The organism is Marinobacter sp. ST-43 (assembly GCF_030541085.1).
Classification (GTDB): domain Bacteria; phylum Pseudomonadota; class Gammaproteobacteria; order Pseudomonadales; family Oleiphilaceae; genus Marinobacter; species Marinobacter nauticus.
Genome location: NZ_JASSVO010000004.1, coordinates 218,850 through 239,481, shown reverse-complemented (window position 1 = coordinate 239,481; position 20,632 = coordinate 218,850). Strand labels below are relative to the sequence as shown.

The window sequence follows — 20,632 nt, the reverse complement described above, 5'->3', positions numbered from 1 at the left end:
AACCTCTTGTTGTGGTCTTTCAGTAAAGCAGCGCTTTCGTTATTCGCCACTTTAGAGAGCCACCAGAGGCAAACCTATGGCACTGGCCCCCTGGCGAGCCCGGCACCAGAGCCAGTCCTCCAATCAACCCAGCAGGTTATCCAGGGGCTGGTCATACCCGGGTGCAAACACCTCCAGGAAGTACTGCACTTCCGGCAGGCCATCCGCTTCCAGGCGTGCCCGGATCTGCTGCTCCGCGGGGCCGAACTCCGGATTGCCGGCACGCAGTTCGGCACGACATTTCAGCCAGGCCGAGAGACGGTCCGCCGCCTTGATCAGTTCCTTTTCTTCCGACCCCAGTCGGGATTCCCGCACATAGGGCGAAAAATCCTCCCGCAGGTCTTCCGGCAACAGCGCCAGCAATTCAGCTTCGGCCTTGTGTTCGATGTCGCCGAACGCCTCCCGCATCACCCGGGAATGGTATTTCACCGGGGTGGGCATATCCCCGGTGATCACTTCGGTGGCATCATGATAGAGAGCCGCTGCAGCGACACGGTCTGCATTCACCGTTCCGGCAAAATGCCGGTTGCGAATAAGCGCCAGGGCGTGGGCAACGGTAGCCACCTCCCAGGAATGGGTGGCCACGTTTTCATCAATAGCATTGCGCATCAGGCCCCAGCGTTTGATCCAGCGCAGGCGCGACACATAGGCAAAGAAATGGCTGGCCTTTCGGCCCGGGCTGTCGGTCATGGCTGCGGAACTCCGTGTATTCCGATTCAACGAACGTCCAGGGTAAACCGGACCATCACGTTGCCCTGGTCATCTACCGGCGCATCACGGGCCGGATCCAGCAGGAACAGCTGGCTGTCCGACACCTCATGCGTCGCCGTCAGCACCTGACGAACCGTTACCCCTCGCTCCGAGGCCAGGCTTCCAAGCGCTTCCGGCGGCAGGCTGCGCTCACCATCGCGCCAGGCCTGCTGCGCCTGCTCCCAGGCTTCGCCGGTAACGGCCTCACCGCGGGCCTGCATCTGCGCCTTCAGCAATGCCAGGGCATCGGCCTCAGGGGCAACAGCACCACGGATGTTGAGCAGAAGCTCCGGTCGCTCCCTTAGCGCCTGGGCCAGCGCGGACAGTTTCTCGGCCTCGTTATCCGCCAGTTGCACACTACCGGGGACAAAGCTGACCTGGCCCAGCTCTTCGCTGCTGAAGCCTGCCATTTCCGCCAGCGAGCCCAGCATACTGAACGGTGAGGCGGCCGCTTTCACCAACAGGTTCACGAACGCCCGCATGACAATCTGGCCAACGCTGAATTCGGGGGCTGACATGTCGCCCTGAATGGGCAAATTCACCTCGATAACACCGTCACGATCTGTGAGCAGAGCCAGACCCAGCTTGACCGGGGCGTTAATAGCCTGTTCGCTGGCCACCGCAGAGCCCAGTTGCATCCGGTCCAGGATCACTTCGTTGGACGCCTGAAGCCGGGTACCGGTTATCTGGTAATCCAGCGCCAGTTCCAGTTTGCCGCTGTCCACCGAATACCCCAGATAGCGACCGAAATAGGGCGACAGTACCGGCAACGCCATGTCTTTCATGGTGAGTTTCAGGTTGCTGGGCTCTTCGGTGCCCAGAGCGCCCAGGGTTCCGTCAAAACGAACCGGTGCCACCCCGGCCAGCTGGCCGCTGATCGCCACCCGCCCCTGTTGCGGAGGGACATTGCTGATGCCGGTCACCGATCCCGTGAGTTCCTGGAACGCGGTACTGAAGGGCGGCTCCAGCGTGCGGTCGGTGTAGGCCATGGAACCTTGCTCCACGACCAGTTCGCCAATGCGGAAAATAAAGCCTGGTTCCGAGACTTCCGACGGCTCCGTTGGGCTGGTTTCTGCCTCGGAGGCCCCGCCATCCTGAATAATCTGCTGCAGATTGTGCAGTCCGTCGGCCGCCCGGATGACATTAACCGCCGGGCTGTTCAGGGTCACGGTGCCGATTTCCAGCCGGGCGGGATTAAGGTTGAACTCCACCGGGGCCAGGCGCAGCAACTCCCAGGACACCAGCTCCCCGCCATTGCCCGGTAGCCGCGTGGCCAACCCGGCAATTTCAGCCGTGCCGCTGAAGGTGCCGGTCAGGGGTTCATCCTGGCCATCCAGGTCCAGATTGCCATCGAAACCCAGGCGCCCATCCACCAGTTCCAGGTTTGCGGCAGTGGCAACATAGGGTTGGATAACGGGCAACAGGATGTAGTTGCCGGACAAGGCGCCCTCAAAGGTAAACGGCGCCGGAGTCAGCTGGCCAATGGCGGTCACCCGGCCACCGGTGCCGAGTTCTGCGGAAATATCGTAGGAAACCGGTTCATCCAGGCGGTGGGAGAGACCACCCATGGTAATGGCCAGATTATTGACGGCAATCTCGGCGTCTGTTTCCGGCACCTGATCCCGCCAGCGAACCTGGCCGCCGGACAACTCGACACCCTGGACCGACCAGCGGAATGGCTCGCCCGAATCAGACGCCGGCTCCGAGGTTTCGGATTGATCGGTTCCGGCAGTTGCCAGAGACGCCTGCCAATCCACCTCGCCCTCGGCATTCCGGGTAGCAGCCAGCGACGGTTGCTGGATCGACACCATGCCAACGGTTGCCTCCCGGGCCGTCAGGTCGAAGCCAATACCCTGAATGGCAATCGTCTCTGTAGCAAGGGCGGGCTGGTCATCGGAAGGCGAGAGCGCCAGCGCCAGTTGCTGGATAGTGAGGTTGCCATCGGAGGTGATCAGTTCAACGCGATCGCCACCGGCCAGTTCATAGCGGGATTCCAGGGTTACGGTGCCAGCGCGCAGCTGCCACGGCAGATAGGGAGCCAGGAAGTGGGCGAGAGTATCATGGCGAAGCCCTGAAAGCCGGAGCCGCCCTTCAGAGTACAGCGGGGTAACGCTTAATTCCCCATCCCATTCGATCACCTGCTCACCCAGAGCGGCCATCACGGAATACTGACTGTCGCTGCCGTCCCGGGGCCAGGTGGCCAGATCGTTCAGGGTAAGATCCAGCGGCGCAACCCGAAACTCGGCAGGGTCGCCACCCTGAGAGAAGTCACGGAACAGCAGCTCACCACCATCGATGGTCACCTGCTGGAAATACAACTTGGGCGGATTACTCGACTCAGCGGTTTCAGGCCGGGTCGTGTCCTCTTTCTCGGGATTGGCACTGCGCCAGTCCCGGGCAAAATTGATGTCATGGTCCTGCAGCAAATCCAGGCGAACGTCCGGCTCCACCAGACGGATTTCCTCAAACCCGATGATACCCCGGAGCAAACTGAGGAAACTGAGATTCACCCGCAGGTGATCAAACGACGTCACCGGCTCCCCAGTCGTATCCTTTGCAGAAAAGGCGTCTGCTTCCAAGCTGAAGGCAAACGGATTGAACCGCACGTTCTCCACCTCAGCCTGCCAGCCCATGCGCTGGTCCATCTGTTCCGGCAACGACCGCTCCAGCCACCAGGGCAGAACCAGGAAGCCGGCCAGGGCATACAGACCCAACAACACGCCCAATGCGATCAGCAGGTTCCTGACCAGATGGCTCTTCCGGCGATTCACTACCCGCTGGCTTGCTACCTGGCTGTTCTCTGCCTCTTTCTCTGCCACAAGACTCTCCCTTTATCTACCCACGGCGCCGCGGCCGGCCATGGTGCAAGCATAGCGCCCGTGTATGGTGTTTGTCAGCGAATTCACCAGACCAGACACGAAACCTGACAGCGGCCACCGAACCCGATATGCTCCGCTGACGTATGACTCCCTGTGTTGATCAACGGAGACGAGCAGTATGGATATCGGCGATATGCGTCGGGATTTCGAAAGCGAAGGGCTGGATCGTGAACACCTGAACGAGGATCCGGTACAGCAGTTCCAGACCTGGTTCGAGGATGCCAGAACGGCGGGCATTCTGGAGCCCAATGCCATGTCACTGGCCACCACCGGTGCCGACGGCATGCCCGATCTCAGAACCGTGCTACTGAAGTATTTCGACAACCAGGGCTTTGTGTTCTACACCAACTACGGCAGTCGCAAGGCTCAGGAGCTTCAGGAGAATCCGCGGGGCGCCCTGCTGTTCCCATGGATTGGCCTGAACCGGCAGGTGCGTATTCAGGGTGCGGTAGAGAAGGTCAGCAAGGCGGAATCCCTGCGCTACTTTTCGTCCCGGCCCCGGGGCAGCCAGATTGGCGCCTGGGTCTCGGAGCAAAGCCAAGTGATTACTTCCAGAGGCCTGTTGGAGCAAAAAGTCGCAGAGATGAAACGCAAGTTCAGTTCCGGAGAAATTCCACTCCCCAGTTTCTGGGGCGGGTACCGGGTGGTTCCGGAGCGAATCGAATTCTGGCAGGGAAGGCCGAGCCGGCTTCACGATCGATTTGAGTACGTGAGAGAGGGCGATGGCTGGACAATCCAACGACTGCAACCCTGACCGGCCGGCAATCTGGCTGTGCCACCAGATTAACCGGAACCTGTCTCAGGCTCCGGCCTGGATGACCGCCGATGAAGGCGAAACCCTGGCGCGTCTGGAAGGGCCCAGGCGCCAGGAATACCTGACCAGCCGCTGGCTGATTCGCCAGGCCCTGGCCCGCGCCAGTGGTGAGGCTCCGGAAAGCTGTTACCCGGTACCGGGACGGCCCGTTGCCTCCGCCAGCCCGCAGGGCTGGCACCTGTCCCTGAGCCACAGCCAGGGACTGACCGCCTGCGCCACCGGCCGGAGCGCCCTGGGGATTGATCTGGAGCCGAGCCAGCGCCGGCCAGACTGGGCCAGAGTGACGACACGCTGGTTCACTCCCGTTGAGCAGGAATGGCTGCTGAAGGCGAACAATGCGTTCAGCTTCCTCAAGGTCTGGACCCTGAAAGAAGCCTGGCTTAAAGCGACCGGGCGGGGCATTGCCGGCAATCTGCAAACCCTGGAAGTACGGAAGAATTTCGAGCTGTACGGGGACCAGCCCGACCGACACTGGCAAGCCAGTTGCCTGTATGCCGAGGGCTTTCTGGTTACCCTGGTTTACCCCTGCGATGGCAGCCCGGATAAGACCAGCACCTGGCCGGAGATTACCTTGCTGGAACCACCGCCGGATGACTACAATCTGGGGCCGGCTTCCAGCCTCGACGTTTCCTGGGAGCCTCTGTTTCACCGGCTGATCAGAGCCCGACCATAGGTGATAGGCGAGGCCACTATGCCCCAGACCACCGGCCGCTGCCCCTGGTGCGGCACCGACCCACTGTACGTGCACTACCACGACACCGTCTGGGGGCGCCCGGAATATGACGATCAGGCGCTGTTCGAAAAGCTCTGCCTGGACGGACAGCAAGCCGGTTTGAGCTGGATTACCATCCTTCGCAAGCAGGAAAGCTACCGGCAGGCCTACGCCGGCTTTGACCCGGAGCAGATTGTCCGCTTTGATGAGGACGATATCGCCCGCCTGCTGGCAGACCCGGGCATTATCCGGAATCGCCTGAAAGTCCATTCCATCATCCGCAATGCTCGGGGGTTCCTCGCTCTGCGGGATCAGGGCATCTCGTTCTCGGAGTTTCTCTGGCAATTCGTCAACGGCCGGCCCATCCAGAACCGGTGGCAGACACTGGCCGAGGTCCCCGTCACCACGCCGGAATCTGAAGCCATGTCCAAGGCCCTGAAGAAAGCAGGCTTTAATTTTGTGGGCCCCACCATCGTCTACGCCTTCATGCAGGCCACCGGCATGGTCAATGATCATCTGGTGTCCTGCCATGCCCACACGGAGTGCCGGCAACTGGCACAATGATCTTACCGGGCCTGTTGATCGTAAGTTCCCCTGACACATCATTTCGGGAGCTTCACGGTGCGCATTACCCTCGACGAACTCAAAAACCTGGAACAACCGGTGATCGACCTTCTGGAGATCCTCTCCCTGGAGGGCCAACAGTACATGGCTCGCCTGCATGGCCCTGAAGGCATGAAGGTACTGTCGGACCATAAAGGGCAGACCCGGCTATTCCGTAGCGCCTGGCAGATTCAGGACACGCTTTCTGGCTACACCATCCGGGAAACCCAGGTGGTGCATCCCTCGGCGTACCACGAAATGGTTGGTATGGCGCCGGCAGACATCGAACCCATGCGGATACAGGTACAGAGGCAGAAGTCGTGATCTCAGTTGCTCGCCTGGCCGTTCTGGTCGGCATTGCCGGCCTGATTCCATTCATTCTTGGCACCGCTGGCCTGTTCCTGATGCCAGCCAACAGCGTTGCCATTCTGGCGTGGTTCTATATTTACAGCGCCGGTATTCTCGCTTTTATGGGCGGAATCTACTGGACCATTGCCATGCAGCTGGAAAACCGCTCCTACCCGCAATCGCCCCTGGTGACCATGCTGCTGAGCCAGTTGTTCTTCGTTGCCGCCGGTATCGGGCTATTACTGCAGACGCCACAGAAAATCCCGCTCTACATCGTCGCGTTCCTGTTGCTGTATCTGGTGGACGCCCGCTGGATGCGTACCTACTGGCCGGCCTGGTATCTGAAGATGCGATTGGTGCTGACCACCGTGGTACTGGCCTGCCAGCTAACGGTCGCTGCCTGGTTTTTCCTGCTGCACGGTGCCTGATTCAGGCACCGTCAGGATCTGTTCCAAACAGCGCCTGCAGTTTTCTCAGGGCCCCTTTCTCGATCTGTCGCACACGCTCCCGGCTCAGGCCCATCTGCTCCGAGATGGTTTGCAGAGTCTCGGGTTCAATCAAGCCAAGCCCGTAACGCCGGGTCAGGATATCCCGCTCCCGGTCCGACAGTTCCCCCATCATGCGCTCCAGCCGAATCATCCGGTCCCGCGCCCGAAACGGCTGATCCGGGCGGGTATCGGCACCCGCATCGAGACTGTCGGCCAGGGTCACCGATCCGTCTTCAACCAGCGGAACATCGGTCGACACTTCCCTGGACGCCAGGGCTCTCAGTTCGCCAATCCTGGAGGGTGTGGCCTCCATTTCCCGAGCCAGCTCGGACTGGGTAGGCTCCCGGCCAAGGGAGTGATGCAAGCGCATGGACACCTTCTGCAACTGGCGGATCTCCTCCACCACATTCTCCGGCGTATGCACCACACGCACACCCCGCTGCAGGCAGCGGCGCACTTCTTCACTGATCCACCAGTAGGCATAGGTGGAGAACCGGAAGCCCTTGCCCGGGTCGTAGCGCTCCACAGCCTTGATCAGACCAACATTGGCATCCTGAATCAGATCCGACATGGGAATACCATGGTGGCCGTAGCGCCGGGCAATGTGCACCGCCAGTCTCAGGTTGCTCTGGATCAGGCGGTGACGGCAGGCCATGGCAAGGTGATAGGCCCGGCGACAGCGGGCCGAAAAGGCGCAGGCATCGCCCAGGCTACCCACCACATCCCGCAGGGTTTGTGGTGTATCCTCGGGTAATGCCAGTTCGGTATGAATCACCTTTAGCGACCGGATCAGCTTTCTGGCCAGACGCCGTTCATCGGTTTCGCTAAGGAGGTCATGCCGGGACGCATCCCTGAAATACAACCCGACCAGGGAATCCCTTTCACCATCGTTGGGCAGCGTCGGAAGCGGTCCCGGCCGGCTCTGTATCTGCATGGCTCGGTACCGGTTTGATATTTACAGGGAATACGCAGATCAGGCAGGCATGGATTCCCCTGCAAACAGCGGGAAACCGAAATACGGAAAGGCAGATATGACAGTGAGAGGAAGGGATCGGTCACGCCCGGCCATGAAACCTCACAGGTTGTGAGACGGCCGACCGGGCGCCCGATCTGGAGGCAAGACTCCTCCATTACCCACAGGCGAAGCGACCGGTTCCGCCTGTGGGTAATTCCTAGCTGGCGGTGGTTGATGCCGCCACGATGGCGTATTCGTGGTTATGGGGCTCAATCAGCGCCCCATGCAGGGCCACAATCGCCTGGTCGTATTTGTCTTCATCAATCACAAACTGGATATCCACCTGACGCATGCACTGGTGGATCGCCAGCACGCTGATGTCCTTGTCAGCCAGTGATTTTACCGAACGGGCAAGAATGCCCGGCACCTTCATGTCACTGCCAATGGCAGACACCAGGGCCACTTTGCGGGTACTGATTTCGGCATTGGGGAACTCTTCCTCCAGTGCCTTGACCACCCGCTTCACGTGCTTGAGCGTGGTATCCACGTAGTGGGTAATGGTATTGGCATTGGTGTCCTTGGACATGAACCGCACTTTGAAACGGCTCAGTACATCCAGGATCCGGCGGTCAGAACCCGGTTCGCCCTGCATGTCCTGATCGAACACCTCAATGGCAAATACGCCTTTGGCACCCGCGACAATCTCCACCTGGGGTTTTTCACTGACGTAGTCGCCGGTGATCAGCGTACCGGTATGCTCCGGCTCGAAGGTATTCATCACCCGCAGCGGAATCTCGTTCTGACGCAGACCTTTACCGGCCCGTGGGTGAATCGCTTCCATCCCCAGGTTAGCTAGTTGGTCGGCTACGTCGTAGTTGGTACGCCCCAACGGAACCACCTTGTCTTCACCCACGATGTTCGGATCGGCAGAACTCAGATGGTATTCCTTATGGATGATTGCTTCCCGGGCATTGGTGATCACCGCCGTGCGGCTGAACGTCATCTCGCTGTAGCCCCGGTCGAAGGTACGCATCAGGCCTTCCTTGCACTGGGCATAACCGGTCACGATTGGCAGTTCCCGGCTCAGGTCGATGGCGTCGAAGGCCTGCTTGAGCTTTTCATCCAGCGGCAGTAATTCACTGTCGCGCCAGCCGGTCAGATCGACAAAGCGGGCGTTGATGCCTTCCTGCTGCAGCTTCAGGGCAGTATTGAATGCACTGTGGGCTTCACCGATCCCTGCCAGCATCTCCCGCACGGTGAGCAGGTGTTCTTCCAGCTGGAACTGGCCGTAGGAGCACAGCCGTTGCAGGTCGATCAGGCAGCCCCGGACACCCTCGATGCGATCAGTAATAAACTGGTCCGCCTGCTGCTTGAGCATCGGATCGGCAAACAGCTCACCGTTGATGTCCGTCAGCAGTTGAATCAGTTTGGTGAGGTCGTCGCCCCAGGCCCAGTCGGATTCGGCATCGGCAAACAGGGCATAGACGCCCGGCTCGCCGGTTTTCTTGTGTTCCAGCAGCTCGTTGGTCACGCCGCCGTAGGCAGAGACCACAAAAATCCGCTGGTAGAGGTCGCTCTTCTTGCGCTTGCCAATAATGATATTGTCGCGCACGGCCTCATAGTTACTCATGGAAGTACCGCCGATTTTCTCGACGGTATGTTGTGCCGTTGTCATGTCGTTGCCTTTGCTATCCTGCGGAATGTAAGTGTGGGATGGCGGGCGTCTTACGACGCCTCGCTAACACCTTCCTGCATGATCTCATCGACACTCTCGGCCAGGATTTTCACACCCAGGCGCAGATCATCTTCGCTGGTGGTCAGCGGCATCAGGCACTTGATCACCTCATCGTTCGGACCACTGGTCTCGATGATCAGACCGTGCTCGAAAGCACGCTTGGTGATCGGCCCGGTCAGATCTGCATGCTTGGCCTCGATACCGCGCATCAGGCCCCGGCCTTTCATCTTGAACTCACCCGGGTACTTGTCGCAGATGGCCTGCAGGGCATCGCCCAGCACCTTGGTCTTCGCCTTCACTTCGTTGGCAAAGGCATCGTCTTTCCAGTAGGTTTCGATGGCGGCACGGGCGGTGACAAACGCCATGTTGTTACCACGGAAGGTACCGTTGTGCTCACCGGACTCCCACACGTCCAGTTCTGGTTTGAACAGCACCAGTGCCATCGGCAGACCATAACCACTCAGCGACTTGGACACGGTCACGATGTCCGGCTTGATGTCGGCAAACTCGAAACTGAAGAACTCACCGGTACGGCCGTTGCCCGCCTGGATATCGTCCACAATCAGCAGGATATCGTGCTTCTGGCACAGCTCGGACAGACCTTTGAGCCACTCGGCACGAGCGGCGTTCAGACCACCCTCACCCTGCACGGCTTCAACAATGACAGCGGCCGGCAGTTCCACACCGGAAGAGCTGTCTGACAGCACCTTGTCCATGATGGCCAGAGTATCAACGTCCTCGCCCAGGTAACCGTCATAGAACATGAAGTCGACATGCCCCAGGGGTACGCCCACGCCACCACGGTGATGCTCGTTACCGGTGGCCGCTACCGCACCGGTAGTGACACCGTGGAAACCGTTGGTGAAGGAAATGATGTTGGTACGGCCTTTGACCTTGCGGGCCAGCTTCATGGCCGCTTCCACACAGTTGGTACCGGTGGGACCGGTAAACTGCATCTTGTAGTCCAGACCACGGGGATCGAGGATGTGCTTTTTGTACGATTCCATGAAGTCGTGCTTGGCGGTCGTGAACAGGTCCAGACCCTGGCTCACGCCGTCCGCTTCGATGTACTCAAGCAGCGCTTTCTTCAGGATGTCGTTGTTGTGGCCGTAGTTCAGGGAACCGGCACCGGCCAGAAAGTCCAGGTATTCCTTGCCATCTTCGGTGTAGAGATGCGCGTTCTTGGCGCGGTTAAAAATCACCGGGAAAGCACGGGAATAAACGCGAACTTCAGATTCAGTAGACTTGAAAATTTCCATTGTCTTGCCTCTTAGCATGTCAGGTTCGAGGTAAATGCGCGGGAGCCTGTCGGTAAAACGTGTCGGTCGCAACAGACCCGCCGAGCGTTGCTTTAAGCCGTATGGCAGGCCCACCCCGGGTGGCCTGCCGGCTACTACAATCTCGTCAGTGGTTCACGCCAGAAGGCGTGAACACAGGCTCTCAGACAGGGTTCGTGAAAGGCCCGATGCGCAGCAGGAACTCAGAATCGTGCTTGCCGCCAAAGTGGGTCTCTTTCTCGAAATGCTCGTGGTAGGTGAGCTCGGCTCCCAGGTCACGGGCGAAAGAGCGGAACAGCGCCCAGGAGGCCTCGTTGTCTTCGGTAATCGTGGTTTCCAGGTGCGTGACATTGCTGCACGCGTCCCGGCCAACGATTTCCTTCAGCATCCGCTTGGCGAGGCCCTGTCCACGACCTTTCTCGTGAACCGCCACCTGCCAGACAAACACGGTCTCGGGCTGTTGGGGAGGGATGTATCCGGAGATAAAGCCGACCAGATCGCCTTCCTTCTCCGCGGCCACGCCGGTCTCGGCAAAGTGGCTGCACTGCAACAGGTTGCAGTAAATCGAGTTGGGGTCCAGCGGGGGGCATTCCGCAACCAGCTGGTGAAGCCTGTAGCCATCATCCTTTGTCGGTTTACGCAGGGTGATGGCGGTGGTATTCGATCCTTCTGATGTCATAACGTGATCAATTCGCTGCCAAAAGTTAGTGTTGAATTATATAGACCACAAAATATATTTCAAGTCGACCCCGGCCAGCCACTCAACACGGCCCGGGCCCGATCGTTTCAGAATAGACCGGATTGAAGCATTTGCCAGTGACAAATTGGTTACCGGAAAGACGGAAAAATGATGCCCTCCGGCACAAGATGGGTGCCGTCAGTCAGGCGTCTTCGATAGGACACAGCGGCAGGAGACCCTTCGGGCCAAAGCCTGTCAAACTGAGCCAGCCAGGCATCGATATCGTAAGCCACCGGCATCAGGGAAACATGCAGACCGGGCCGCGCAATTGCCGCCAACGGCTCCATAAAAGGGCTTGTAAAGCCAATGCGGGTAACGAGCCCCCGGGAGTCGGCACGCAGATTCCCCATGCCGGCCGCACCGTTATTGGCCACGATCCGTTGTTTTTCATCCACTTTACCGGACCAGATCACCGGCAGACAGGTATGGGTGCAAGCAATCAGGTTGGCACCGGTGGCGCGAAACCAGTACGCCAGCTTTTCCTCGCTGCCCGAGGCAATGGATTCGTGAGCCAGCCCCCACCCGGCCAGAGACTCCGGATCACCATGCAAGACCAAAACCTTTAGGCCTCCAAATATCAGGCAACGGTATCGTGGCAATAATGAGAGTTTCTTTTGAATATCGGGGTGTCGGTCCGCCACCACCTGCAGCCGCCCCATCATCTGATTGGACCGCTCCACCACTCCCTGATCCACATACTCCGGGTAAGCGCAGCCACAGCCGGCGCCGGCATTGGGGACCGAGAGCTCATAATCCACGTTGCCGAGAATCGCTGTGTGGTCCAGGATCCGGCTGTTGATCTCCCGGAACAGAGTGTCGTCAGCGTTAAACCAGTTGAAATCGCCATTGAAGACCAGCTTCACCCGGTGGCCATGGCGCTCCTCTGCGCGCACCATGGCCTCGATTTCATCAAGGGCGAAGGCATTGCCGTAAAGACCACCGACGATGTACAGCACATCCTCAGAAACATGCGCCGGCTCTCTGCAAAGAGACTCTGGCTTGTAGCGGTATGCCAGCGGGCAGCTGCGCCCTTCCTTATCAGCCATGATCTGGCCCCTCCGTTCTGGTCAGGCACCTTCGGCGGCCACCGGCTTTCCAGCCAAACGCTTTAACAGCAAGGGCAGGAAGAAACACACCGTACAGATCAGGAAACCGTAAGCATTCACGCCCAGCAACATCGCATAGGCACCGTCACCAATCGCCCAGCTTGATGGGATGAGGCCCACCGCCAACAGAACACCAAGACCAAGCCCGGTCCAGAAGCTGAGATGGAAGCTCCAGGGCGACCACTGGGTAAAACCATAGAACAGGAAAACCGGCGCCAGCCCCATGACCATAGTGCCCGAGATGGTCGTCGCCTTGAGGATGTCAGTACCGGCGAACATGGGCAGGTTACCCAGGAAGGCAAAAATCACCATCACCACGGCCCCCACTCTCATGCTCGGCAGCTTGTCCGACGCACGCCGCGCCAGGCGAGGCAGATCCACCGCAAGGGACTTGGCCAGTGAGGTAAAGGTGGAATCGAGAGTGGAACCGGCCGAGGTCATCATCACCACGCTCATGAAGAACAACGCCGCCAGCCCCAGGGACTGGCCCACTGCTGCGGGAGCGTTCCCCATGGCCTCAATGCCGTTAACCCGGGCGTGAACGCCCACCAGACTGAAAATAAACACCGCCACAAAGCCCAACAATCCGGCGACCACAAAGCTCTTGAGCATGGTCTTTTCCTTGTTCACAAAGCCCCGGTCAGTCAGCACCGGATCGTGGAATGGATAACTGAACAGTTGCAACAGAGCCACCAACAGCAAGTCGAAACCAGCATTGAGCCGGAACTCACCATTAGTCAACAGGGCGCTGGTGTCGTTGGCAGGGATGATCAGGAACAATACCGCCCCCACAAAGAACACAAACACGAAGGCCTGAATCACATCGGTGAAGATCGAGGACCGGAGACCGCCCTTCAGACTGTAAGCCAGGGTAAACACCGTAAACAGCATCGCCGCCGCGTAATACTCCCACTCACCGGGCAACCCGAAGTAACCGCCCACCACCGCGGTGTTACTCCAGACCTCGTTATAGAGCCGGATAAGAACCGCCGCGGCAAACGCCAGACTGGCCAGCCTCCCGAAACGCGAGGTCAGAAAATCCTGCAGACTCCGGGCCCCGGTCTGGGTCCGGATCAGGTAAATCACATAGCCTGCCACCGGGATGGACAGCCAGTAACTGGCATAAGCCAGACCGCCCACCACACCATAAGCCGCCCCCAGATTCGCCGCATTAGTCACCGACTTGGCAAAGATCCAGCTGATAAAAATACTCGCCGTCAGCGACCACTGACCCACCGGGTTGCCCTGATCATCGGCGCCCTTATAAAAAGAGTTTGCGTTCTTGCTCTTGGGCGACAGCGCATACATAACCACGCCGTAGACCAGCAGGAATCCCCAGAACAGGGATGCTTCGGTAAAATTCATTGTCTTGTTCCTGGTTTACGGTTTAACGGATCTACGCAGGCGCCGAACAACTCGCCCCAAAGCGGTAGCACGAGAAACACCGGTGATGCCGCAGCATGATCCGCTCGTCCATACTCTCCGCCAGCGTGCCGCCAAGGTCATACTGCGGATCATCGTCCACCAGCGTGCAGGCATACACCCGCACCTGTTCGCCCTTCTTCACCAGCATCCGCGTATAGGTGCACATAAAGTGCGACCGGGATTCCTTCGTCGGATACTTCTCCATGCAGGTCTCGGTAATCTCCGGGCTGCCATCTTCCGAACCAGGCGTGCCCAGGTCCGGAAACGCGGTGAACGCCAGGCCCTCCGGAATGCCCCATTCCCGGAAGATTCCACGGAACGCGGCTTCGATATCAGCCGGAATTTCCTTCGGATCGGTCTGGCGGGCAATGGATACCTTGAAACCCTGTTCGATCAGCCAGCGGATGCCCTGCAAGGCCTCATCAAAGCTGCCCTCGCCGCGGTCCTTGTCATGCCGGGCGCGGTCGGGAAAATCCAGGCTCACCCGGAAGTGGATCGGATAGGGGTTATCCAATAAGGGCAGCACCTGGTGCTGGCGCCTGTGCAGCGGCTCAGTGGCGTTGGTGAGCACAAAGCAGGGGCGGTACTGGCTCGCGTAGTCCAGGATATTGACGAAATCCCGGATCACGAAGGGCTCACCACCGGTGAAGGAAAACTGCTCCACGCCCATGTCAATGGCTTCGTGGATAAACGGTTTCACGTCAAGGAGCTTCATGCCCGGGATGCGGCCATCACCGGGATGGGAACCCTCCAGGCAAAACGGGCAGGCCAGGTTGCAGGCGGTACCAGTGTGTATCCACAGCTCTTTTAGCCTGTCGGCATCGATGTATCCCCGGGGATCACCGTTGCGGGTGCGGGTCCAGCGATCACGGGCCCGGGGTTCCAGAACTTCCACGGCCGGAATGCGTTTAGCGCGGGCCGGTCGGGTTTTGGTCAGGGGCATAGTGGCTCCTTGGTGTATTCGTCTTTTTCCCACGGCGCCAGCCATGGAGCTTCTCCAGCAGCTTCAGAATGCCTTCAGGGGCATGAGAGCGCTTCCATTCACCGGCCGCGTACTTGGCCGACTCGTTCCAGGTCGGGTAGGGGTGAATGGTGCCCAGGATCTTGTTCAGGCCCAGACCGTGTTTCATCGCCAGGGTGAACTCGGCCAGGATTTCCCCGGCGTGCGTGCCCACCACCACAGCGCCAAGAATCTTGTCTTTGCCCGGCGCTGTCAGCACCTTGATAAAGCCATTGTCCTCGCTTTCGGCAATGGCCCGGTCCAGGTCATCCAGGCCGTAACGAGTGACCTCGTAGGCCACACCCTTTTCCTTAGCCTCATTCTCACTCAACCCAACCCTGGCCACTTCCGGCGAGGTAAAGGTGACCCAGGGCATTACCCGATAATCCACCTTGAAGCGCCTGAACTGCCCGAACAGTCCGTTAACGGCCGCGTACCAGGCCTGGTGGGCCGCAGCGTGAGTGAACTGGTACGGGCCGGCCACATCGCCACAGGCAAACACATTCGGGTACCTCAGGCTCATGTCCTCTTCCACCGGTACCGTTCCGTTTGGCAGGGTTTCCACACCAATACGCTCCAGATTCAGGCCGGCGGTGTTGGCTGCGCGGCCAACCGCCACGAGAACCTGATCGAAAGGAATGCGTACCCGCTCACCTTCATGCTTACAGTAGGCAACCTTCTCCCCTTCCTCTATACGAAACTCGGCGGCAGAATGTTTCAACCGAACGTCCACGCCGTCTGCCCGAAACTGTTTCAACACCAGTTCAGAGACATCGGCATCCTCTTTCGCCAGCAGGCGCTCACCCATTTCCACCTGCGTCACCTGACTACCCAGCCGCGCAAACGCATGAGCCAGTTCCGAGCCAATCGGGCCACCGCCGAGCACCAGCAGACGGTCAGGCTGTTCTTCCAGTTGCCACAGGTTGTCCGAGGTCAGCGGCTCCATGTCTTCCAGACCAGGAATTGAAGGTACCGCCGGCTTGCCACCAGTGGCCACGACGATGCTGCGGGCGGTGAGGCGCTCGGTGCGGCCATCGTTGTGCCTTACTTCCAGTTCCCAGGGCGACACAAAGCTGGCTTCACCAGCAATGCAGTCCACACCCAGTTTTCGGTAACGCTCGGGAGAATCGTGGGGCTCAACTTTCGCAATCACCTCCCTGACGCGGTTCATGATGTTGTTGAATGAGCCTTTGACCGGCACCGATTCCAGCCCGTACCGATTGGCATGGCGCAGCGTATCCGCCGCCCTGGCGCTGCGAATCAGGGCTTTGGAGGGCACGCAGCCGGTATTGAGGCAATCGCCGCCCATCTTGTGCTTTTCTATCAGGGCAACCTTCGCTTTCACCGCCGCCGCTATATAGGCAGAGACCAGACCGGCGGAACCACCGCCAATGACCAGCAGGTTGTAGTCGAAATGCGCGGGTTTCTGCCAGCCGGCATACACTTTGCGGCGGCGGATGAAGCCCACCACAAACTTGGCAATCAAGGGAAAGAGACCCAACAATGCAAAGGACAGCAGCAGGTCAACCGAGACAATGTCACCGGTGGACTGAATCTGCCCCAACTGGGTGCCGGCGTTTACGTAAACAAACGTGCCAGGCAACATGGCAACCCAGCTCACCACGGCATAGGTGCGCAGCTTCATGGCGGTCAGGCCCATGGCCAGGTTGATCAGGAAAAAAGGGAACACCGGTACAAGCCTCAGGGTGGCCAAGTAGAAGGCACCATCTTTTTCGATGCCACGGTCCATTTTCGCCACTGTGTCTCCGTAACGTTTGCGCAACGAATCCCGCACCAGGAAACGAGCAGCCAGGAACGCCAAAGAGGCTCCAACGGTCGAGGCTAAAGACACCGCAGCAAATCCGTACAGGTTTCCGAAGAAAGCCCCTCCTGCCAGAGTCATGACCGTTGCCCCCGGCAAAGACAATGCGGTAACCAGTACATAAACCACCACAAAAGCGGAAAGCGCAATCAGTAGATTCGAATCAATCCAGTCGCCAAGACTCTGCTGATGTCTCTTCAGGTTTTCCAGTGTCAGAAGTTCATTTCCGCCAGCTGCGATAAAGCCGATCACAACAATCGCAATGGCGAAAACAAGAATCCACTTTTTCAATGTCATGAAAGAAACCCTTTAAACACTTATCGTTTACCTTTGAGACACATCAGCTCTACACCTGTTACACCTCGCCCACCTTTTAAACATGCCTATTGGGTTTTACGTCATCGTGCCCTGCCAGATGTCATCAAATACACACGATTGTTTAACAATTCAGTCACAAGTTGTTAGTGCATACAGTCAGGGAAACTTCTCGACACATCGGGCGCCTTACCGCTATTCTTGAACGACCGCTCACGAAAGAGAATAACCATGACTCACACAGCCCCTCCACACGAGCAGGCGCTAGTATGCGGGCTGCGTGACGGAGACAACCTCGCCTTTCGGGAAGCTGTGCGCAGCTTCACGCCCGGTATGCTCGCGGTCGCCAGGTTTTACCTTGATGAGGCGGCCGCCGAAGACGTCGTGCAGGACTGCTGGGTCGCCGTCATCGATGCCATTCAGAAATTTGAGGGCCGTTCGGGGCTAAAAACCTGGTTGCACCGCATTGTCGCCAACCGTTGCAAGAATCGGCTGCGGGCAAGTAAACGGGAAGTCCCTCTCGAAGACTCAGACAGCCTGGAGCCTGCTCTGGCGGAACGCTTCAACGCCAGAGGCCACTGGCAATTACCCCCCAGGCTGAAGTTTCATGAATCTGCCGATACGCTGATGGAAAATGGCGCTCTTAACCAGTGCCTGGACAAACATCTCTCTGCGTTGCCGGAAACCCAACGCTCCGCCCTGATTCTCTACGAGGCGCACCAGCACAAATCAGACGACCTCTGTAACATTCTCGGTGTCAGCGCGTCCAATCTTCGGGTGTTGTTACATCGTGCCAGGCAGAAGATCTTTCTGATGGTAGAAACCTTTCAGGAGACCGGCGAATGCTGAAATGCAGCGAGCTGGCCAGGATCGCCAGTGACTACATCGACGGCGAACTGGGTACCCGGCGGAATCTGTCGGTGAAAACACATTTGATGATGTGCAAACACTGCCGAACCTTTATCGGTAACCTGCGCGCCAGCAATGAGTTGCTGGGTGCCCACGCCTCGGCACGAACCGAGGAGGCGTTTCTGCGCAAGATTGATGAACGGGTAGCCGAAGCCTTGAACGCCCGAAGAGGCAAAGATGTAGATGGCGACTGACAGCCCACCCTGCAATTCAATCGCAGCTATTTTTGAGCGAACACTCACGTTATGATTGCCCGAATATTCATTGAAAGACCCAGCGGGGAAACAGATGCCCAGACCTCCAAGCTATGATCGGGAAACTGCCCTTGCCAGCGCGGTCGGCCTGTTCTGGCACAAGGGCTACCATGGCAGCTCCATGAAGCAGATTGAGCGGGCTCTGGACATGCGCCCGGGCAGCATCTACGCAACATTCGGCAGTAAAGACGGGCTGTTTTCGGAAGCGCTGGCAAGGTATGCGCACCAGGCAGGCGAAGATCTTGCCTGCCACATGGCCGGCTACAACAACGTGCTGGATGGCCTGCAGGCTTTTCTGGTCAAGATCGCCAGGAGCTGTTCAGAGCCAGACAGCAGCACCCCGGCGCGGGCCTGCCTGATTGTGAAAACGCTGCTTGAATCCAGCAACACCAACACCGCGCTCCATCAAGAGGCAAAGGCCTTACTGACCGCCATTGAAAATGCCTTTACCGAGTTACTGGAAGCCGCCAGAAAGCAGGGCGAGCTGGCGCCCGACACAGATTGCCGACGCCTGGCCAGACTGTATCAGAGTCAGATCATGGGGCTTCGTTCCATCGCCGAACGGGAGCTATCTCGGACCGACCTCGAACAGTTGGGTCAGGATATGGCGGCTATCCTGGAGCCCTATCGGGTCCACAACTGAATCACCGGGCGGGACCGTTGATTTGCTCCAGAAACGCCGCCGGTAACGCATCAATCACGGGCCGGGCGTCACCGGCCAGCTCCGGGTTCGGCGTCTCCGGTTCCTGACTCAGGGTCACAGGCGATTCGGACCAGTGCAGCAGTTCCAGCCGACCGTTTTCCCGCTCCACCAGTGCGGTGCAGTGTTCCACCCAGTCGCCATCGTTACAGTAGAGACCCTCTTCGCTGCGCAGGAAGCCCGCCGAGTGGATATGGCCGCAGATAAAACCGTGATAGTGGCCTTTTTCCGCCGCGGTCAGCGCCGCCAACTCGAAACGGCGGATAAAGGTTCTGGCCTTGCCAATCCGGCTTTTGATCCAGGCCGCCAGCGACCAGTAGGGCTTGCCCTGTAATCGCCGCAGGGCGTTGAACCAGCGGTTCAGACGCAGCAACAACCCATGGGCGCGGTCTCCGACCAGCAGCATCAAAGGGCTGCAGCGCACCACCTGGTCAAACTGGTCGCCATGGCAGACCAGAAACTGACGGTCGTCGGCGGTGGTATGCACGGCCTTGTACTGCAATTCGATGCCGGAAAATGTCTGGCCACAGAAACGCCGGAAAAATTCATCGTGATTGCCCGGGATGTACACCACCCGGGTTCCCGTTGCCGCCAGCTCCAGCAGCTTGTGGATAATCTGTCGGTGGCTGTCTGGGAAATGAGCCCGTCGCTGCATGGCAATCAGGTCGACGATGTCGCCTACCAGGTAAAGTGTCTGGCATTGAATGTTATTCAGGAAATCCAGCAGATAGTCCGCCTGGCAATCGGCGGTACCCAGATGGACGTCGGATATGAATACGCTTCGATACTGTCGCATGGTGCCTCCGGTGAGAACAGGCCTGCTTTCAGGATCCTGACATCACCTTGGCAACACCCGGTGACACCGGGGTGACAGCACCAAGACAATTTGATGAAAGCGGAGCCGATGTGGCCGGCTCCGCTGGCTGCAACTACTGGCGAAGGGCGGGATTAAGCGTGTAGGTGCCGGTTACCCGGGCACTGGCCAGCACATGTCCGGCCATGGCCTGACGCACGTCGTTGCCGTCAAATTCACCCTCCAGGCCCAGGGTGTCTACATCCAGAGCATGCACTTCAAAGTGGTAGTGATGGATGATTTCATCGTTCCAGGGCGGGCAGGGGCCGTCATAACCGGCATAGGTGCCGGCCATGTCCGGATTGCCGGCCAGAAACTGGGTGTAATTGTTCACACCACGGACACCAATCGGGCCAGGTCCATAATCCTTGCCCTTGGGACTGACACCATCGCTGTCTTCACCTTCCGGGATCCGCTTTGTGCCAGCGGGAATATCCACCAGCAGCCAATGGAAGAAATCGACGCGTGGCAGGTCGGCCGGTACGGTCTTGCCTTCCTGATTGACGTCGTCGGCGACGCTGGGCACATCCGGGTCAAACATCATCACCACAAAGCTTTTGGTGCCCTCCGGTGCACCGTCCCAGACCAGCTCTGGATTCCGGTTGGGACCAAAACTCATGTGGTCCTGCTCACTGAACACACCGAAGGCAAATTTTTCCGGTACCGGCTGGCCTTCCTCAACACCTCGAACCTGCAGTTTCACGTCGCTTTCTCCTGTCTGTTCTTCAAGTGGATGAGAAGTTTGTAGCAGCGCCAACGGCTCTGTGTCCAGCCCGACAATACTAACGATGGAGCCAATAGGTACTTGGGCTCAATTGTCTCGCTTCAACATCGGCGGTAGTATACGCCCCTGTATTAGCTCCCTAATCATAGACATTCAGGCCAGTGACGACAGCCAAGCGCTTTCAT

At 58.7% G+C, this 20,632-nt stretch carries 20 protein-coding genes; 8 read left to right on the top strand and 12 right to left on the bottom strand.

The window, feature by feature from the left end; genetic code table 11:
- Positions 1 to 123 precede the first annotated feature (123 nt).
- Together yfbR and QPL98_RS08665 are read right to left on the bottom strand one after the other, a co-directional pair.
- A complete protein-coding gene (yfbR, locus tag QPL98_RS08670) occupies positions 124 to 729 on the bottom strand; it encodes a 5'-deoxynucleotidase (protein WP_303293088.1) in 606 nt (201 codons plus the stop codon).
- 26 nt (positions 730 to 755) lie between these two features.
- A complete protein-coding gene (locus tag QPL98_RS08665; protein ID WP_303293087.1) occupies positions 756 to 3,608 on the bottom strand; it encodes a DUF748 domain-containing protein in 2,853 nt (950 codons plus the stop codon).
- A 178-nt stretch (positions 3,609 to 3,786) separates the two neighbouring features.
- Here QPL98_RS08665 and pdxH point away from each other — a divergent pair, with 178 nt between their 5' ends.
- From pdxH to QPL98_RS08640, 5 genes are read left to right on the top strand one after another with little or no spacing between them, the layout of a single operon-like run.
- A complete protein-coding gene (gene pdxH, locus QPL98_RS08660) occupies positions 3,787 to 4,422 on the top strand; it encodes a pyridoxamine 5'-phosphate oxidase (protein ID WP_303293086.1) in 636 nt (211 codons plus the stop codon).
- Entirely contained in the window at positions 4,391 to 5,155 is a 765-nt protein-coding gene (locus QPL98_RS08655) for a 4'-phosphopantetheinyl transferase superfamily protein (protein ID WP_303293085.1), read from the top strand. Before pdxH ends, QPL98_RS08655 begins: the two co-directional genes overlap by 32 nt.
- A gap of 18 nt (positions 5,156 to 5,173) precedes the next feature.
- Positions 5,174 to 5,758: a DNA-3-methyladenine glycosylase I gene (locus QPL98_RS08650; protein ID WP_011783733.1), complete on the top strand. Its 585-nt coding sequence runs from the start codon at positions 5,174 to 5,176 to the stop codon at positions 5,756 to 5,758.
- Positions 5,759 to 5,815: 57 nt separating this feature from the next.
- A complete protein-coding gene (locus tag QPL98_RS08645) occupies positions 5,816 to 6,121 on the top strand; it encodes a DUF6482 family protein (RefSeq protein WP_022992293.1) in 306 nt (101 codons plus the stop codon).
- A complete protein-coding gene (locus QPL98_RS08640) occupies positions 6,118 to 6,573 on the top strand; it encodes a DUF3429 domain-containing protein (RefSeq protein ID WP_022992294.1) in 456 nt (151 codons plus the stop codon). Before QPL98_RS08645 ends, QPL98_RS08640 begins: the two co-directional genes overlap by 4 nt.
- Position 6,574: 1 nt before the next feature.
- Here QPL98_RS08640 and QPL98_RS08635 read toward each other — a convergent pair whose 3' ends face one another.
- From QPL98_RS08635 to QPL98_RS08600, 8 genes are all read right to left on the bottom strand, one after another.
- Positions 6,575 to 7,567 carry an RNA polymerase sigma factor RpoD/SigA gene (locus QPL98_RS08635; RefSeq protein WP_022992295.1) on the bottom strand — a complete coding sequence of 331 codons (993 nt, stop codon included), beginning with the start codon at positions 7,565 to 7,567 and terminating at the stop codon, positions 6,575 to 6,577.
- 238 nt (positions 7,568 to 7,805) lie between these two features.
- Positions 7,806 to 9,263: an aspartate kinase gene (locus QPL98_RS08630; protein ID WP_023011982.1), complete on the bottom strand. Its 1,458-nt coding sequence runs from the start codon at positions 9,261 to 9,263 to the stop codon at positions 7,806 to 7,808.
- Positions 9,264 to 9,313: 50 nt separating this feature from the next.
- Complete coding sequence (gene ectB, locus QPL98_RS08625) at positions 9,314 to 10,582, bottom strand: diaminobutyrate--2-oxoglutarate transaminase (protein WP_303293084.1); 1,269 nt, start codon at positions 10,580 to 10,582, stop codon at positions 9,314 to 9,316.
- A 181-nt stretch (positions 10,583 to 10,763) separates the two neighbouring features.
- A complete protein-coding gene (gene ectA, locus QPL98_RS08620; RefSeq protein ID WP_011783727.1) occupies positions 10,764 to 11,279 on the bottom strand; it encodes a diaminobutyrate acetyltransferase in 516 nt (171 codons plus the stop codon).
- Positions 11,280 to 11,428: 149 nt separating this feature from the next.
- On the bottom strand, positions 11,429 to 12,385 hold the full coding sequence (locus QPL98_RS08615; protein WP_286714169.1) for a hypothetical protein: 957 nt from the start codon (positions 12,383 to 12,385) through the stop codon (positions 11,429 to 11,431).
- A gap of 21 nt (positions 12,386 to 12,406) precedes the next feature.
- The gene (locus tag QPL98_RS08610; protein ID WP_199452029.1) at positions 12,407 to 13,810 is read right to left on the bottom strand and encodes a sodium:solute symporter; all 1,404 of its coding nucleotides are present in this window, start codon (positions 13,808 to 13,810) and stop codon (positions 12,407 to 12,409) included.
- 31 nt (positions 13,811 to 13,841) lie between these two features.
- Positions 13,842 to 14,813, bottom strand: coding sequence for a radical SAM protein (locus tag QPL98_RS08605; RefSeq protein ID WP_286714170.1), 972 nt, complete (start codon positions 14,811 to 14,813; stop codon positions 13,842 to 13,844).
- On the bottom strand, positions 14,779 to 16,989 hold the full coding sequence (locus QPL98_RS08600) for an FAD-dependent oxidoreductase (RefSeq protein WP_153739745.1): 2,211 nt from the start codon (positions 16,987 to 16,989) through the stop codon (positions 14,779 to 14,781). The genes QPL98_RS08605 and QPL98_RS08600 overlap by 35 nt, the downstream gene beginning before the upstream one ends.
- Before the next feature lie 249 nt (positions 16,990 to 17,238).
- Between QPL98_RS08600 and QPL98_RS08595 the strand changes: the two genes are divergently transcribed.
- The 3 genes from QPL98_RS08595 to QPL98_RS08585 all read left to right on the top strand — a co-directional run bounded on the left by QPL98_RS08595 (position 17,239) and on the right by QPL98_RS08585 (position 18,813).
- Positions 17,239 to 17,856: an RNA polymerase sigma factor gene (locus QPL98_RS08595; RefSeq protein ID WP_226596846.1), complete on the top strand. Its 618-nt coding sequence runs from the start codon at positions 17,239 to 17,241 to the stop codon at positions 17,854 to 17,856.
- Complete coding sequence (locus tag QPL98_RS08590) at positions 17,850 to 18,110, top strand: zf-HC2 domain-containing protein (RefSeq protein ID WP_199452033.1); 261 nt, start codon at positions 17,850 to 17,852, stop codon at positions 18,108 to 18,110. Before QPL98_RS08595 ends, QPL98_RS08590 begins: the two co-directional genes overlap by 7 nt.
- A 94-nt stretch (positions 18,111 to 18,204) precedes the next feature.
- Positions 18,205 to 18,813 (top strand): TetR/AcrR family transcriptional regulator, encoded by a 609-nt coding sequence (locus QPL98_RS08585; protein WP_222534194.1) that lies wholly within the window; start codon positions 18,205 to 18,207, stop codon positions 18,811 to 18,813.
- Between the two features lies 1 nt (position 18,814).
- On the opposite strand, the gene QPL98_RS08580 is transcribed toward QPL98_RS08585, so the two are convergent.
- Together QPL98_RS08580 and QPL98_RS08575 are read right to left on the bottom strand one after the other, a co-directional pair.
- Positions 18,815 to 19,666 (bottom strand): UDP-2,3-diacylglucosamine diphosphatase, encoded by an 852-nt coding sequence (locus QPL98_RS08580; protein WP_153739741.1) that lies wholly within the window; start codon positions 19,664 to 19,666, stop codon positions 18,815 to 18,817.
- 133 nt (positions 19,667 to 19,799) lie between these two features.
- Positions 19,800 to 20,426 (bottom strand): YbhB/YbcL family Raf kinase inhibitor-like protein, encoded by a 627-nt coding sequence (locus tag QPL98_RS08575; RefSeq protein ID WP_121208084.1) that lies wholly within the window; start codon positions 20,424 to 20,426, stop codon positions 19,800 to 19,802.
- Positions 20,427 to 20,632 lie beyond the last annotated feature (206 nt).